General features: G+C 73.3%; 13 protein-coding genes. 9 read left to right on the forward strand and 4 right to left on the reverse strand.

Translation table 11 applies throughout. The features are described from left to right. Positions 1-10: 10 nt before the first annotated feature. From NBW76_RS05190 to NBW76_RS05200, 3 genes are all read right to left on the reverse strand, one after another. A complete protein-coding gene (locus tag NBW76_RS05190) occupies positions 11-1,099 on the reverse strand; it encodes a DUF5667 domain-containing protein (protein ID WP_056556008.1) in 1,089 nt (362 codons plus the stop codon). Positions 1,100-1,244: 145 nt separating this feature from the next. Beyond that, entirely contained in the window at positions 1,245-1,955 is a 711-nt protein-coding gene (locus NBW76_RS05195; protein WP_056556005.1) for a sigma-70 family RNA polymerase sigma factor, read from the reverse strand. Positions 1,956-2,043: 88 nt separating this feature from the next. Further along, positions 2,044-2,922: an HAD family phosphatase gene (locus NBW76_RS05200; RefSeq protein WP_055963961.1), complete on the reverse strand. Its 879-nt coding sequence runs from the start codon at positions 2,920-2,922 to the stop codon at positions 2,044-2,046. A 94-nt stretch (positions 2,923-3,016) separates the two neighbouring features. On the opposite strand from NBW76_RS05200, the gene NBW76_RS05205 reads away from it, so the two are divergent. From NBW76_RS05205 to hemB, 7 genes are all read left to right on the forward strand, one after another. After that, complete coding sequence (locus tag NBW76_RS05205) at positions 3,017-4,702, forward strand: class I adenylate-forming enzyme family protein (protein WP_200932685.1); 1,686 nt, start codon at positions 3,017-3,019, stop codon at positions 4,700-4,702. Beyond that, positions 4,699-4,977, forward strand: coding sequence for a glutaredoxin family protein (locus NBW76_RS05210; protein WP_056556001.1), 279 nt, complete (start codon positions 4,699-4,701; stop codon positions 4,975-4,977). The genes NBW76_RS05205 and NBW76_RS05210 overlap by 4 nt, the downstream gene beginning before the upstream one ends. Before the next feature lie 154 nt (positions 4,978-5,131). Beyond that, on the forward strand, positions 5,132-5,815 hold the full coding sequence (locus tag NBW76_RS05215) for a redox-sensing transcriptional repressor Rex (protein ID WP_055966207.1): 684 nt from the start codon (positions 5,132-5,134) through the stop codon (positions 5,813-5,815). Further along, on the forward strand, positions 5,812-7,125 hold the full coding sequence (locus NBW76_RS05220; protein WP_055963966.1) for a glutamyl-tRNA reductase: 1,314 nt from the start codon (positions 5,812-5,814) through the stop codon (positions 7,123-7,125). Before NBW76_RS05215 ends, NBW76_RS05220 begins: the two co-directional genes overlap by 4 nt. Beyond that, positions 7,122-8,102 (forward strand): hydroxymethylbilane synthase, encoded by a 981-nt coding sequence (gene hemC / locus NBW76_RS05225; protein ID WP_055963969.1) that lies wholly within the window; start codon positions 7,122-7,124, stop codon positions 8,100-8,102. The genes NBW76_RS05220 and hemC overlap by 4 nt, the downstream gene beginning before the upstream one ends. Next, complete coding sequence (locus NBW76_RS05230; RefSeq protein ID WP_082482020.1) at positions 8,099-9,772, forward strand: bifunctional uroporphyrinogen-III C-methyltransferase/uroporphyrinogen-III synthase; 1,674 nt, start codon at positions 8,099-8,101, stop codon at positions 9,770-9,772. Before hemC ends, NBW76_RS05230 begins: the two co-directional genes overlap by 4 nt. A gap of 4 nt (positions 9,773-9,776) precedes the next feature. After that, positions 9,777-10,805, forward strand: coding sequence for a porphobilinogen synthase (hemB, locus tag NBW76_RS05235; protein ID WP_082482019.1), 1,029 nt, complete (start codon positions 9,777-9,779; stop codon positions 10,803-10,805). A 129-nt stretch (positions 10,806-10,934) separates the two neighbouring features. Here the strand turns inward: hemB and NBW76_RS05240 are convergent, their stop codons facing one another. Then, positions 10,935-12,161, reverse strand: a complete 1,227-nt coding sequence (locus tag NBW76_RS05240) for a lytic murein transglycosylase (protein ID WP_055963974.1) — start codon at positions 12,159-12,161, stop codon at positions 10,935-10,937. A 206-nt stretch (positions 12,162-12,367) separates the two neighbouring features. On the opposite strand from NBW76_RS05240, the gene hemL reads away from it, so the two are divergent. Both hemL and NBW76_RS05250 read left to right on the forward strand, forming a co-directional pair. Next, positions 12,368-13,741 carry a glutamate-1-semialdehyde 2,1-aminomutase gene (gene hemL / locus NBW76_RS05245; RefSeq protein ID WP_055963977.1) on the forward strand — a complete coding sequence of 458 codons (1,374 nt, stop codon included), beginning with the start codon at positions 12,368-12,370 and terminating at the stop codon, positions 13,739-13,741. Beyond that, positions 13,738-14,394, forward strand: coding sequence for a histidine phosphatase family protein (locus NBW76_RS05250; protein ID WP_055963980.1), 657 nt, complete (start codon positions 13,738-13,740; stop codon positions 14,392-14,394). The genes hemL and NBW76_RS05250 overlap by 4 nt, the downstream gene beginning before the upstream one ends. Position 14,395 lies beyond the last annotated feature (1 nt).

Raw genomic sequence — 14,395 nt, forward strand, 5'->3', positions numbered from 1 at the left:
GGAGCCCCAGCTACTTCTTGGTGCCGAGCAGGCCGTTGAGCAGGCCGGGGACCAGCCCCTCGGTCTCCTCGTTGCCCAGCAGGCCGCCGACGAGCGGATCGGTGACCGCGCGCAGGCCCTGCGGCTTCGCCGAGGGCGAGGGGGCGACCGGTGCCGGAGCCGGCGTCGGGGCGCTCGTGGCCTCGTCGGACGTGGGCGCCTTCGTGACCGGGGCCGGGGCGGTGTCGTCGCGGGTGCTGGCGGCCGGCTCGGCGTCGGAGGCCGACGCGGGACGGCCCGGTCGGACGACCTGCTGGACGACCTGGACCAGGGCGTCGACGTCGGCCTTGGCGCACGTGCCGCACAGACGGCCGGCCTGACCGGCCAGGTCGGTGACGACGGCCGTCGCCGAGTCGAACGCGGACGCCGCGTCGGCGGGGACCTCGGCCGACATGACGCTCAGGTCGACCGCGGACGCCGCGGCGAAGTCGTTGACGGTGTCGATCGTCGCGGTGGATCCGTCGGAGTCGAAGGCGCCGAAGAGCTCGGCCGAGCCCTGCTCGGCCTCGGTGCTGAAGTCGTCGAGGAGCGCGCCGACCTGGGCCCGCTGCTTGGTCGAGCCGTCGCCCAGCACGGCGCGGGCCTCGCGGAGCCGCTCGGCGGCGATCTCGAGCCGCTGCGTGCCGCGGCCCTCGTCGGTGCGCTGCATGGCCAGCTCGACGTTCTCGACGCCGCGCTTGACGGGGTAGAGGACGTCGCCCGGGATGGCCTGGGCGCTGCCCGCGACCATGCCGACCACGCCGAGGGAGGAGACGGCGGCCACGGCCAGGCCGGCGATCCGGCGGCGGGTGCGGGGAGCCGACGGCGCCACGGTGGCCGGCGTGCGGTCGGCCACGGCACGCCGCGAGGCGCCCGGGTCGGGCACGAGGACGGTCTGCGCCTCGGTCATGAGTCGCTCGCGCAGGGCGGCGCGGAACTCCGGTCGCGGGGTCGCGACGGCGGACTCGCACACCAGCTCGGCAGCGCGCACCAGCTCGGCCACCTCGGCGGTGGCGGGGGTGCCGGACTCCCAGGCCTCGTGGAAGGCCTGGGCGTCGTCGCGGCCCGAGCGGGGTCTCATCGCGTCGTCCTGTCTGTGGTGGCGTCTACAGCTCCAACGATGGGGAAGACGTCGGAGTTACGCGTTCGTGACGCGGTTCGCACCATCTCGTCCATCAGGGGCCCGGTGGCCAGGCGGCGCGTCGGCCCGGTCCGCGCGACGCCGCTCATCGGATGCCCTCCGGCATCTTCTTGGCGAGGTTGCGCACGGCGCGCAGCTGCAGCTGCTTGATGGCGCCCTCGGTCCGGCCCAGGGCGGCGGCCGTCTGGGCGATGCTCAGGCCCTGGATGAAGCGCATCAGCACGCACTCGCGCTGCTCGGTGGGCAGCTCGGCCACGGCCGCGAAGAGCATCTCGTTCGACAGGAGCGACATGACGTCGTCCTCGGTGCTGGGGGCGGTCTGCGGGCCCTCCGGCACGTCGTCGGAGACGATCTCGAGCCGAGCCCGGCCGGACTTGAAGTGGTCGACGACGAGGTTGCGGGCGATCGTGGTGAGCCACGCGCCGAAGTCCTTGCCCTGCCAGCTGAAGCGCTGGATGGCACGCAGGCCGCGGACGAAGGTCTCGCTCGTCAGGTCCTCGGCCAGCTGCTGGGACCCGACCCGGTAGTAGATGAACCGGAAGATCCCGTTCACGTAGTGGTCGTAGAGCTGGCCGAACGCCTCGGCGTCGCCCTCGCGGGCGAGGTCGACGAGGGCGCGCAGGCGCAGCTCCTCGGGATCGCCGTGCGGGTCGATCGGTCCGTTCGAGAACGCGGAGCTGAGCGAGGGGCCGGGCGCGGGCGCCGGCTCGGCCAGCGCCATGGCGAGGACGGTGTCGTCAGGGGTCGCCAGGGCGTGGGACAGCGCCCATCGCAGTGCTCCCACGTTCGCGGCCATCGATCCCTCCCGAAGATCGAGACGATCGTATGCCGCTGGGACGGCGCGTGTCTGCAGAAATCCGGGATCGGTCTCGCTCCCTGGGCGGTCAGCGGCGCCGGAGGGCGCGTGCCGCACGCCAGGCCGCGAAGGCGAGGGCCCCGCTGCCGGCCACCCGTCCGCCGGCGAGGGCGACCTTGCGACCGGTGCGGTAGTCGCGGACGTCCCAGCCCTGGTCCTTGGCGTGGGAGCGCAGCTTCGGGTCGGGGTTGATGGCACAGGGGTGCCCGACGAGCGAGAGCATCGGCAGGTCGTTGTGGGAGTCGGAGTAGGCGAAGCACCGCGCGAGGTCGAGGCCCTCGCGCTCGGCGATCGCCGTGACGGCGACGGCCTTGCCCTCGCCGTGCAGCAGCTCGCCGACCAGCTCGCCGGTGTAGACGCCGTCGACGTGCTCGGCCACGGTGCCGAGCGCGCCCGTGAGGCCGAGACGGCGGGCGATGACGGCGGCGATCTCGATCGGCGCGGCGGTCACGAGCCAGACGCGCTGGCCGGCGTCGAGGTGCTGCTGGGCGAGCGCCCGCGTGCCGGGCCAGATCTTGTGCGCCATGTGCTCGTCGAAGATCTGCTCGCCGACCTCCTCCAGCTCGCGGACGCTGTGCCCGGCGATGAAGGCCAGGGCGGAGGACCGGGCCTTCGCGATGTGCTCGGGGTCCTCGACGCCGGCGAGGCGGAAGTACACCTGCTGCCAGGCGGCCTTGGCGATGTCGCCGGTCGTGAAGAAGTCGCGCCGGTGCAGCCCGCGGGCGAAGTGGTAGATCGAGGCGCCCTGCATGATCGTGTTGTCGACGTCGAAGAACGCTGCGGCGTCGGCGTCCGGACGCGGTGCCAGCCAGTGCTCGACCTCGCTCGCGGCGGCGGCGGCCTGACCGGCCAGGACGGAGCGCGACCGCAGGTTCGGCCCGGTCCGGGGGACCCGCTGGCTGGTCATGCCACGAGGCTATCGGTCGAGTGGTCCTTCGCCCAGGCTCCTCGGTCGCTCGAACCCCCCGCGAGGGCCGGGCGCGCTGTGGTTGACTCGCATCGTGACCTCCTCGAACGAGTCGGACGTCCCTGGGCTCACGAACGTCCCGGCTCCCACCAGCGTCCCGGGGCCCATCAGCGTCTCGGGGCCCACCAGCGTCTCGGGGCCCACCAACGTCTCGGGGCTGCTGAGCGCCGCGGCGGAGCGCACGCCGGACGCCCTGGCCCTGGTGGAGCACCGCGGCGGGCGTCACGAGCGCACCTGGGCCGAGCTCGACGCAGCGGCCGACGCCGTGGCCCGCGGCCTGAGCGGGGTGGGGCTGCGCGGCGGCCATCGCGTCGCCCTCGTGATGGCCAACCGGATCGACCTGGCGGTCGCCTACTTCGGCATCCTGCGCGGCGGCATGGTGGCCGTCCCCGTCAACCCCCGCTCGACCGAGCGCGAGATCGGCCGCATGCTGGCGGACTCCGGCGCCAGGGTCGTCCTCTGCGACGAGACGGGCATCGAGCAGGTCCGCGCCGCCGTCGCCGGGCTCGACCACGAGGGCCCCGGCCTCACGGTCGTCGTCGACGGGACCGAGCCCGGACCGGGCGAGATCGCCTTCGAGCGCCTGCTGCGCGACGCGCCCGCCGTGGAGCCGGCAGCTCCCCGCGACGACGAGGCCCCGGCGGTCGTGCTCTACACGTCGGGCACGAGCGGCAAGCCCCGTGGCGCGGTCCTGTCGCACCGTGCCCTGCTGGCCAACGTCGAGCAGACCGCGGCCGTCGAGCCGGCCATCGTCACGGCCGACGACGTCGTGCTCGGTCTGCTGCCGATGTTCCACATCTACGGCCTCAACGCCGTCCTCGGCCAAGCCGTGCGCCAGGGTGCGCGGGTGGTGATGGTCGACGGGTTCGACCCGGCCGGCCTGCTCCGCACGATCCGCGACGAGGGGGTCACGAACGTGGCGCTCGCGCCCCCCGTGATCGCGGCCTGGGCCGGGCGCTCCGACCTGCGCGAGCACCTGGGCGGGGTCAAGCACGTGCTGAGCGGCGCGTCGGCGCTCGACCCGGAGCTGGCGGCCGTCTTCGCCGAGTCGTCGGGGCACCACGTCGAGCAGGGGTACGGGCTCACGGAGACCGCCCCCGTCATCACCGCCACGCTGGCGTCGGGTCGCGACGTCGGCGTCCCGCCGCGCCCCGGCTCGGTCGGTCGCGCGCTGCCGGGTGTCGAGCTGCGCCTCGTCGACGCCGGCGGCTCCGACGCCGCTCCCGGCGACCCTGCGGAGATCTGGGTGCGGGGCGCCAACCTGTTCTCCGGCTACTGGCCCGACGGATCCGACGGCCCGCGCGACGACGGCTGGTACCCGACCGGTGACATCGGCTACCTCGACGACGAGGGCGACCTCACGCTCGTCGACCGGGTGCGCGAGCTCGTGATCGTGTCCGGCTTCAACGTCTACCCCGCCGAGGTCGAGGCCGTGGTCGTCGAGCTCCCCGAGGTCTCGGAGGTGGCCGTGGTCGGCCTGCCCGACGAGAGCACCGGCGAGGCGGTCGTGGCGTTCGTCGTCCCCGCGTCCTCGGACGTCGACGCGGCGGCGCTGGAGGCGAGCGTGGTCGAGCACTGCTCCACGCGGCTCGCCCGGTTCAAGCAGCCGCGCCAGGTCGTCGTGGTCGAGGGGCTGCCGCACTCGGCGACGGGCAAGGTCGCCAAGGGGCGCCTGCGGGCGCTGGCCCGCAGCCAGGACCTCGGGCTGCTCGCACCGTGACCGGTCCCGCCGACACCGACGTCCCGCACGCCCTCGACGCGCGGGTCGTCGTCTACAGCCGCGAGGGCTGCCACCTGTGCGAGGCCGCCGAGGCCACGGTCGCCGAGGTGTGCGCCGACGTCGACGCGACGTGGGCCCGCGTCGACGTGGACGCCGACCCCGCCCTGGTCCGCAGGTTCTCCGACATGGTGCCGGTGACCTTCGTCGACGGCCGGCAGCACGACTTCTTCCGGGTCACCGAGGCGCGGCTGCGCACGGCCCTCGGCAGCTCCTGAGCGTCGCGACCTTTACCACGGCGCGTGTGAGGAATCCCACCCACCCCTGCTCTCGATTTTGTTCCCACGTTCACAAGCTCGTAAACTGATGTGGCGCTGCGAACACCCCCTTGGGTGAATCCCCGCCGCGGCGCGATGGAGCACCGTGACCCTTCTGCGCACCCCCCGGCTCGCCGGGACCCCTGACCGTGCAACGGCCCAGGCCCCGCGTGACGTTCCCGACGCCACCGTCGCCCGGCTGCCGCTGTACCTGCGGGTCCTCGCGTCGTTCGCCGACGCCGGCGCCACCACGTGCTCGTCCGTCGAGCTCGCCGAGGCGGCAGGGGTCAACCCGGCCAAGGTGCGCAAGGACCTCTCCCACCTCGGCTCCTACGGCACGCGCGGGGTCGGCTACGACGTCGAGTACCTGCGCTACCAGATCGCCCGCGGACTGGGTCAGACGCAGACGTGGGACGTCGTGATCGTCGGTGCCGGCCACCTCGGCTCGGCACTCTCCACGTACCCGGGCTTCAGCCCGCGCGGGATCCGGGTCGCCGCGGTGGTCGACACCGACCCGGACCGGGTGGGCTCGACCATCGGCGACCTGCAGGTGCAGCCGCTCGCCGCGCTCGACTCGCTCGTGTCCGAGCAGGGCATCGCGATCGCCGTCGTGGCCGTGCCGGGCGACGCGGCCCAGGACGTCGCCGACCGGCTGGTCGCCGCCGGCGTCACGAGCATCCTCAACTTCGCCCCGGCCGTCCTGCAGGTCCCCGACCACGTCCAGGTCCGCAAGGTCGACCTCTCCGTCGAGCTGCAGATCCTGGCCTACCACGAGCAGCGGAAGGCGGAGACTGCATGAGCGTGCTGGTCGTGGGCATGTCCCACCGCTCGGCCCCCATCGACGTGCTGGAGCGCGCCTCCCTCGACACGGACGCGGCGGTCAAGCTGGCCCACCGTGCCCTCGAGTCGGCGTCGGTCACCGAGGCGGCCGTGATCTCCACGTGCAACCGCGTCGAGGTGTACGTGGAGGCCGACCGTTTCCACAACGCCCTCGAGGACGTCTCCCACCTGCTCGCCGAGCAGGCCGGGATGGGCCGCGAGGACCTCGTGCACCACGCCTACGTGCACTACGACGACTCGGCCGTGGCCCACCTGTTCTCGGTGGCCTCCGGCATGGACTCGATGATCCTCGGCGAGAGCCAGATCCTCGGCCAGGTGCGGCAGGCGCTGCACACCGGCCAGGCCGAGTCCACGATCGGGTCGGCCCTGAACGCCCTCTTCCAGCAGGCGCTGCGCATCGGCAAGCGCGGCCACGCCGAGACGGGCATCGACCGGCTCGCGCCCTCGACCGTCACGGCGGGCCTCGACGCCGTCGGCCCGGTCGTGACCGCTCCGGGCACGCGCTTCCTGGTGGCCGGTGCCGGCACCATGGCGAGCCTCGCCGTGCGCACGCTCGTCGACCGCGGCGTGGCCCCGCACCGGATCATGGTCGCCAACCGCACGTTCCAGCGGGCGTACGAGCTCGTCGCCACGTTCGGCGTCAGCGCCGTGCGGTGGGAGGCCATGGACGTCGAGCTGTCCGCGGCCGACGTCGTCATCAGCTGCACGGGGGCGGCCGGCTCGGTGTTCGCCACCGACCGCGTGTCCCGTGTCCTCGACGACGGGCTGTCCAACGTCACCGGCGAGCTGGTCTTCGTCGACCTGGCGCTGCCGCGCGACGTCGAGGCCGGGGTGGCCGAGCTCGAGTCCGTCAGCGTCATCGACCTCGTCACGCTGGCCGCTCGCTCGGAGAACGCCGAGCTCGCGGCCGACGTCCAGCAGGTCCGCGCCATCGTCGACGACGAGGTGCGCAGCTTCCTCGCCGCCAAGAGCCAGTCACGCGTCACGCCCACGGTCGTGGCGCTGCGCAGCATGGCGACCGAGGTCGTCGAGGCCGAGACGAGCCGCCTGCTCGGCCGGCTCCACGGCCTGCCGGACGAGCAGGTCGACCAGGTGCGCCTGGCGCTCAAGCGGGTCGCCGACAAGCTCATCCACGCTCCCACCGTGCGCGTGCAGCAGCTGGTCGACGGGCCGGGCGGCCTCACCTACGCCGACGCGCTCTCCGACCTGTTCGCGCTCGACCCCGCCGCGGTCCAGGCGGTCACCCAGGTGAAGGGGGAGAAGGCATGACCACCGCCTCCCAGCATCCCGCGCGTGAGACCCCCTTGCGTCTGGGCACGCGCGCCAGCGCCCTGGCCACGACCCAGTCCGGTCACGTGGCGGCTCGGATCACCGAGCTGACCGGTGTCGAGGTCGAGCTCGTGACCATCAGCACGGAGGGCGACCGCAACCAGGCGCCGCTCACCCAGATCGGTGGCACCGGGGTGTTCGTGGCCGCGCTGCGCGAGGCCCTGGTCGACGGGACCGTCGACGTCGCCGTCCACTCCCTGAAGGACCTGCCCACCGCCGCCGACCCCCGGCTCTCCCTCGCGGCGGTCAGCGTCCGCGAGGACCCGCGCGACGTGCTCGTGGCCCGCGACGGCCTGACCCTGGGCGAGCTGCCCCGTGGTGCGCGCGTGGGCACCGGCTCCCCGCGTCGCGAGGCCCAGCTGAACGCCCTCGGCCTGGGGGTCGAGGTCGTCCCCGTGCGCGGCAACGTCGACACCCGGATCGCCAAGGTCCGCTCCGGCGACCTCGACGCCGTGGTGCTGGCCCGCGCCGGCCTGCTGCGCCTGGGGCGGGAGTCCGAGGCCACCGAGGTCCTCGACCCCATCCAGGTCCTCCCCGCCCCCGGACAGGGGGCCCTCGCCTGTGAGTGCCGCGTCGACGACGACGCGACCGCTCGCCTCCTCTCCGTGCTCGACGACCCGGACACCCGGGCCGCCGTCACGGCAGAACGTTCCCTGCTCTCCACCTTGGAGGCAGGGTGCAGCGCACCGGTCGGAGCTCTCGCCGACGTCGTCTGGGGCGACGACGGCGACGAGCTGTGGCTGCGCGCCGTGGTCGGAGACCCCTCCGGCTCACCCACCATCCGCCTGTCCGCCTCCGGCTCGCTCAGCGAGCCGGCAGCGGTCGGCGAACGTCTCGCTGCCGAGATGCTCGCCGAGGGCGCAGCCGAGCTGATGGCCACCCCTGCGGTCGGTCCATCGATCGGTTCCGCCTCATGACCACCCGGCAGTCCAGGAAGAAGACCACCACCGTGACACCACCCACCACCGCCACCGTCGAAGCACCCGCGAAGAAGGAGCCCGCCACGAAGCGCAGCCCCAAGCCGCTGGGGCACGTGAGCTTCGTCGGCACGGGACCGGGCGACGCCAGCCTGCTGACCGTCCGCGCGGCCGAGCTCATCGCGCAGGCCGACGTCGCCATCATCGAGCAGCCCGAGCAGGCTGCCCTCGTGCCCGAGGGCGTCGAGGTCGTCGACGGCGGGCTCGGTGAGGACGGCGTCGTCCTCACCCACGCCGCGCGCGCTCGTCTCGTGGTGCGCCACGCGAAGACCGGGGCGCACGTCGTGCGGCTCGTGAGCGGCGACCCGTTCACGTACGCCACGGCACCCGAGGAGGCCGCGGCCTGCGCGAAGGCGGGCATCGCCTTCGAGATCGTCCCCGGCGTCTCGTCGGTGACGGGCGTCCCCGCCTACGCGGGCGTGCCGCTGACCAACAAGGCGCACCGCCAGTACCGCGTCGTCAGCGTCGGAGACGCGTCGATCGCCTGGCCCGACTACGCCGGCACCGACACCCTGGTGCTGCTGTCGGCCGTGGCGCGGATCGGTGAGATCGCCGCGGGCCTGATCGAGGCCGGCCGGTCCGCCGAGACCCCCGTCGCCATGACCCGCGTGGGCACCACCACCGAGCAGTCGACGGTCGTCTCCACGCTCGCCGACATCGCCGTCGACGCGCGCGCCGCAGGCATGACCTCGCCGGCCATCACGGTCGTGGGCGAGGTCGTGGCCATGCGCGAGGCGCTCTCGTGGTTCGAGACCAAGCCGCTCTACGGGTGGCGCGTGCTCGTGCCCCGCACCAAGGAGCAGTCGGCCGGCCTGGCCGCGCGTCTGCGGTCCTACGGCGCCGTGTCCGAGGAGGTCCCCACCATCTCGGTCGAGCCGCCGCGCAACCCCCAGCAGATGGACAAGGCCGTGCGCGGACTCGTCGAGGGCCGGTACGAGTGGGTCGCCTTCACGAGCGCGAACGCCGTCAAGGCCGTCCGCGAGAAGTTCGAGGAGTACGGGCTCGACGCCCGTGCGTTCTCCGGTCTCAAGATCGCAGCCGTGGGCGAGAAGACGGCCGAGGCCATCGCCACCTGGGGCATCAAGGCCGACCTGGTCCCGAGCGGCGAGCAGTCGGCCCGGGGCCTCCTGGAGGACTGGCCGCCGTTCGACGAGCTGCTGGACCCGATCAACCGGGTGTTCCTGCCGCGCGCCGACATCGCGACCGAGACGCTCGTGGCGGGTCTGCAGGAGCTCGGCTGGGAGGTCGACGACGTCACGGCGTACCGCACCGTGCGGGCGGCCCCGCCGCCGGCGCCGACCCGCGAGGCCATCAAGACCGGCAAGTTCGACGCGGTGCTCTTCACGTCGAGCTCCACGGTGCGCAACCTGGTCGGCATCGCGGGCAAGCCGCACGCGTCGACGATCATCGCGTGCATCGGCCCGGCCACGGCCCAGACGGCCGAGGAGCACGGTCTGCGGGTCGACGTCATGGCCGAGCAGCCGTCGGCCGAGGTGCTGGCCGACGCGCTGGCCGCCTTCGGTGCCGCGCGCCGTCTCGAGTTCCTCGAGGCCGGCGAGCCGGTGCTGAAGCCGTCGCAGAAGAAGCCCTCCTCGCGGCGCAAGGCCTGAGTCGATGACGTCGGGACCCTCGGCCGATCGCTCCGCAGGACCGGTGCAGGGTCCGCCCCTTCACCGACCGCCCCTCCACCGACCGCGCCGTCTCCGCACGACGCCCGCCATGCGGGCGCTCGTGCGTGAGACGCGCACGGAGCCGTCGCAGCTGGTGCTGCCGATGTTCGTGGCCGAGGGCCTGCGGGAGCCGCGGCCGATCGCGAGCATGCCCGGCGTCGTGCAGCACTCGCGTGAGTCGGCACGGCGTGCCGTGCGCGAGGCCGCCGACCTCGGCCTCGGGGGCGTCATGCTGTTCGGCGTCCCCGAGCACAAGGACGCCGAGGGGTCCGGGGCGCTGGCGGCCGACGGCATCCTCAACATCGCCCTCGCCGACGCGCGCGACGAGGTCGGCGACGACCTGCTCGTGATGGCCGACCTGTGCCTCGACGAGTTCACCGACCACGGCCACTGCGGCGTGCTCGACGACCACGGGCGGGTCGACAACGACGCCACGCTCGAGATCTACGGGCGGATGGGCGTGGCGCAGGCCGAGGCGGGGGCCCACCTCGTGGGTCCCAGCGGCATGATGGACGGCCAGGTCGGCGTCGTGCGGTCCGCCCTCGACGCGGCCGGTCACACGGACGTGGCGATCCTGGCCTACGCGGCCAAGTACGCGTCCGCCTTCTACGGACCGTTCCGCGAGGCCGTCGACTCCTCGCTGCAGGGGGACCGCAAGACCTACCAGCAGGATCCGGGCAACGCCCGCGAGGCGCTGCGCGAGACCCTGCTCGACGTGGCCGAGGGTGCCGACATCGTGATGGTGAAGCCGGCACTGGCCTACCTCGACCTGGTCTCGCTCGTGCGCGCGCACGTGAGCCTGCCGGTCGCCGCGTACACGGTCTCGGGGGAGTACTCCATGGTCGAGGCCGCCGCCCAGCAGGGCTGGATCGATCGCGACCGCACCGTCGACGAGACGATCACGTCGATCCGCCGCGCCGGCGCCGACATCGTGCTGACGTACTGGGCCGCCGAGCTCGCCCGTCGCGCCTGAGACCTCCGGGTCCGGAGGTGCCGTCGTCGCGACGACGCGCTCCGCAGCGCCCCCGTCCCGTCGCGGCGGGTGGGCCAGGAACGACGAAGCCCCCGGTCGTGGGACGACCGGGGGCTTCGAGCAGGGCGATCAGCCCTTCGTGTACTTGTCCATGCAGGTCTTGAACCGAGCAGCGTGGGTGCTGAGCGGGAGAGCGGAGACCTCGAGCGCGCAGCGCAGGTTGGCCTCGGTGGCCGAGAGCAGGTCCGTCACCGGCTTGGTGACGGGTGCCAGGGGCGTGTTCTCGACCGCGCCCTGGACGGCACCGCCGACCGTGGAGCCGCCACCGCCGGAGGACCCACCCGTGGAGCCGCCGGTCGAGCCCGTGCCACCGCCGGTGGAGCCACCGGTGGACCCGGTCCCGCCGCCGGTCGAGCCGCTGCCGCCGGTCGATCCGCTTCCCGATCCGCCCTTCGACCCGCCGGACGCCTCGCTCTGGCGGACCTTCTTCTCCTTCTTGGCGGCGTCGGTGCGCTGGGCCGGCGTGAGGGTCTGGTCGAACGAGCGGCTGGTGAGGACCGAGCCCGTGGAGGTGCCGTTGGGAGTGGCGGTGAAGTCGCCGCCGGCGTAGGCCTTGCTGATGCTCAGCACGAGGTCGACGTAGGAGGAGGAGTTGTTGTAGCGCCGCACGGCCGCTGCCGCGTCGCCCTCGTCGGAGAGGTCGCCGCTGCCCGAGCACAGGTAGATGCCCGACGCGGTGGCGGCGTCGTTGATGTTCTGGGGGTCCTTCTTGCCGTCACCGTCGGCGTCGACGCCGACCGAGCGCCAGGTGCCGGGGATGAACTGCATCGGGCCGACCGCACGGTCGTAGACCGAGTCCTTGTCGAGCGCGCCGTTGTCGCTGTCGGTGATCTTCGCGACGCCGTCGCGGCCGTCGAGCGGGATGCCGTAGATGCCGGGCTTGGCCACGCCCTTGGAGTCGAGCGCGTTGCCGCCGGTGCGGCCGTGGTTGGACTCGACGCGGCCGATCGCGGCGACGAGGTTCCAGGGCAGGTTGCAGGAGGCGTCGGCCTTGGCGAGCAGCGTCTCGGCGCGACGGTAGGCGTAGAGCGCGGAGGACGGGATGCCGTTGGTGGACAGCGTGGCCAGGGTGCCGGAGGCACCGGCGCGCGAGTCGACGCCCGCGGGCTCGGCCTGGACGCTGGCCGGCTTCTCGAACGCCGTGGCGGGCACGTCGGGGACCTCGTCGGCGCTGACCCGGTCGTCCGCCGTGGCGAGACCGGAGTTGCTGATGGCGGCACCCCAGGCGACGACGAGCAGGCTCATCGGCACCAGGGCGCTGGCCTTCTGCCAGCGGCTGAGCTTGCGTGCTCCCATGCGTCTCGTCCCTCCCGTGACAGCGTGGCTCGCGTCACAGTAAACAGATGTTACCTGCTGGTGCGGCTTCGCAGGTGTGGCCCTCGTCTCACCAACGAGACGGATCACCGCAAGGTTACGGCGAACGAGGGACGACGGCATCCCTCTCCCGGGGTGGAAGGGGGCGTGGGGCCTCCTCCTCGGGCACGGCTTGAGACACTGGATCCATGGCCCCCACTCCCGTGTCCCAGCAGTGGTTCGACCGCGCCGTGCAGGTCTCGCCCGGCGGTGTGAACTCCCCGGTGCGAGCGTTCCGTGCGGTGGGGGGCACCCCGCGCTTCATGGTCTCGGCCCAGGGGGCCTGGCTGCGCGACGCCGACGACACCGAGTACCTCGACCTCGTGGGGTCCTGGGGCCCGATGCTGCTCGGCCACGCGCACCCCGAGGTGATCGCCGCGGTCACGGCCGCGGCGGCCCGCGGCACCTCGTTCGGCACGCCCAGCCCGCCCGAGGTGGAGCTGGCCGAGGAGATCGTCGGCCGCGCTCCCGTCGAGCAGGTCCGGCTGGTCACGTCGGGCACGGAGGCGACCATGTCGGCCATCCGCCTGGCCCGCGGCTTCACCGGGCGCAGCCGGGTGGTCAAGTTCGCCGGCTGCTACCACGGGCACGTCGACTCCCTCCTGGCCGAGGCCGGGTCGGGCGTGGTCACGCTCGGGCTCCCCGGCTCGCCCGGGATCCCCGCCCACGTCACCGCCGACACGATCGTGCTCCCGTTCAACGACCGCGACGCCGTGGCGGCGGCGTTCGCCGAGCACGGTGCCGACATCGCGTGCGTGATCACCGAGGCAGCGGCCGGGAACATGGGCGTCGTGGCGCCCGAGCCCGGTTTCAACCGCTTCCTGTCCGAGACGTGCGCGGCGCACGGTGCGCTGTTCGTGAGCGACGAGGTGATGACGGGGTTCCGCGTCACGCGCTCCGGGCACTGGGGCCTCGACGGGGCGGTCGAGGGATGGCGGCCCGACCTGCTGACCTTCGGCAAGGTCATGGGCGGCGGCTTCCCTGCGGCGGCCTTCGGCGGTCGCGCCGACGTCATGTCGCTGCTGGCGCCGAGCGGTCCGGTCTACCAGGCCGGGACCCTCGCCGGGAACCCCGTGGCCTCCACGGCCGGACTCACCACGCTGCGCCTCGCCGACGACGCGGCCTACGCCCGCCTCGACGACTGGTCGGCCCAGGCGCGCGACCTCGTGTCGTCGGCGCTCGACGAGGCCGGGGTCCCGCACGTGGTGCAGAACGTCGGCAGCATGTTCAGCGTGGTGTGGGGGCTCACCGAGCCGGTGCGCGACTTCGCGGGCGTGCAGCGCCAGGAGACGTACCGCTACACCGCGTTCTTCCACGCCATGCTCGACGCCGGCGTGTACCTGCCCCCGAGCGCCTTCGAGTCCTGGTTCGTCTCGGCGGCGCACGACGACCGCGCACTCTCTAGGATGGCCGAGGCGCTGCCCGCCGCCGCTCGTGCTGCTGCCGCAGCGACGCCGGCCCCCCAGGAGGCAGCCGCTCCGTCATCGGTAGAGCCGTCGACCATCGCAAGGACCCCCTCATGAGCGAACGCACGATCGTCCACCTGATGCGCCACGGCGAGGTGCACAACCCCGAGGGCGTCCTCTACGGCCGGCTCCCGGAGTTCTACCTCTCCGACCTCGGTCACCAGATGGCCGTCAAGGCAGCCGACTTCCTGTCCAAGCACGAGATCGTCCACCTCGTGTCCTCGCCCCTCGAGCGCGCCCAGCAGACCGCCGCGCCGCTCGCGACCCTGCTCGAGGCCGAGGTGACGATCGACCCGCGGGTCATCGAGGCCGACAACCTCTTCGAGGGCCGCACCGTCGGGGCGGAGCCGAGGGCGCTGGCGCACCCGAAGAACTGGTGGCTGCTGCGCAACCCGTTCCGTCCCTCGTGGGGCGAGCCCTACCAGGACATCGCGACGCGCATGCGGGCCGCCGTGGCCGACGCGCGCGACGCCGCCCGCGGCCACGAGGCGGTCATCGTCTCCCACCAGCTGCCGGTCTGGATCGCCCGCCAGGCGTTCGAGCAGAACTCGTTCGTGCACGACCCGCGCAAGCGGCAGTGCACGCTCGCCAGCATCACGAGCCTCACCTTCGACGGCGACGACTACGTCGGCTTCACCTACGCCGAGCCCGCGGGCGACCTGCTGCCCGACGACCTCAAGGCCGGCAAGAAGTTCGTCGGAGGCGCCTGAC

It is taken from the genome of Aeromicrobium sp. Leaf245 (assembly GCF_942548115.1).
Taxonomy (GTDB): Bacteria; Actinomycetota; Actinomycetes; order Propionibacteriales; family Nocardioidaceae; genus Aeromicrobium.

What these genes read in the sequence shown, in the direction of transcription:
- NBW76_RS05230 (WP_082482020.1), top strand. Translation starts at nt 8,099, where the DNA reads ATGACCACCCGGCAGTCCAGGAAGAAGACCACCACCGTGACACCACCC.
- hemL (WP_055963977.1), top strand. Translation starts at nt 12,368, where the DNA reads ATGGCCCCCACTCCCGTGTCCCAGCAGTGGTTCGACCGCGCCGTGCAG.
- NBW76_RS05200 (WP_055963961.1), bottom strand. Translation starts at nt 2,922, where the DNA reads ATGACCAGCCAGCGGGTCCCCCGGACCGGGCCGAACCTGCGGTCGCGC.
- hemC (WP_055963969.1), top strand. Translation starts at nt 7,122, where the DNA reads ATGACCACCGCCTCCCAGCATCCCGCGCGTGAGACCCCCTTGCGTCTG.
- hemB (WP_082482019.1), top strand. Translation starts at nt 9,777, where the DNA reads ATGACGTCGGGACCCTCGGCCGATCGCTCCGCAGGACCGGTGCAGGGT.
- NBW76_RS05240 (WP_055963974.1), bottom strand. Translation starts at nt 12,161, where the DNA reads ATGGGAGCACGCAAGCTCAGCCGCTGGCAGAAGGCCAGCGCCCTGGTG.
- NBW76_RS05250 (WP_055963980.1), top strand. Translation starts at nt 13,738, where the DNA reads ATGAGCGAACGCACGATCGTCCACCTGATGCGCCACGGCGAGGTGCAC.
- NBW76_RS05220 (WP_055963966.1), top strand. Translation starts at nt 5,812, where the DNA reads ATGAGCGTGCTGGTCGTGGGCATGTCCCACCGCTCGGCCCCCATCGAC.
- NBW76_RS05190 (WP_056556008.1), bottom strand. Translation starts at nt 1,099, where the DNA reads ATGAGACCCCGCTCGGGCCGCGACGACGCCCAGGCCTTCCACGAGGCC.
- NBW76_RS05195 (WP_056556005.1), bottom strand. Translation starts at nt 1,955, where the DNA reads ATGGCCGCGAACGTGGGAGCACTGCGATGGGCGCTGTCCCACGCCCTG.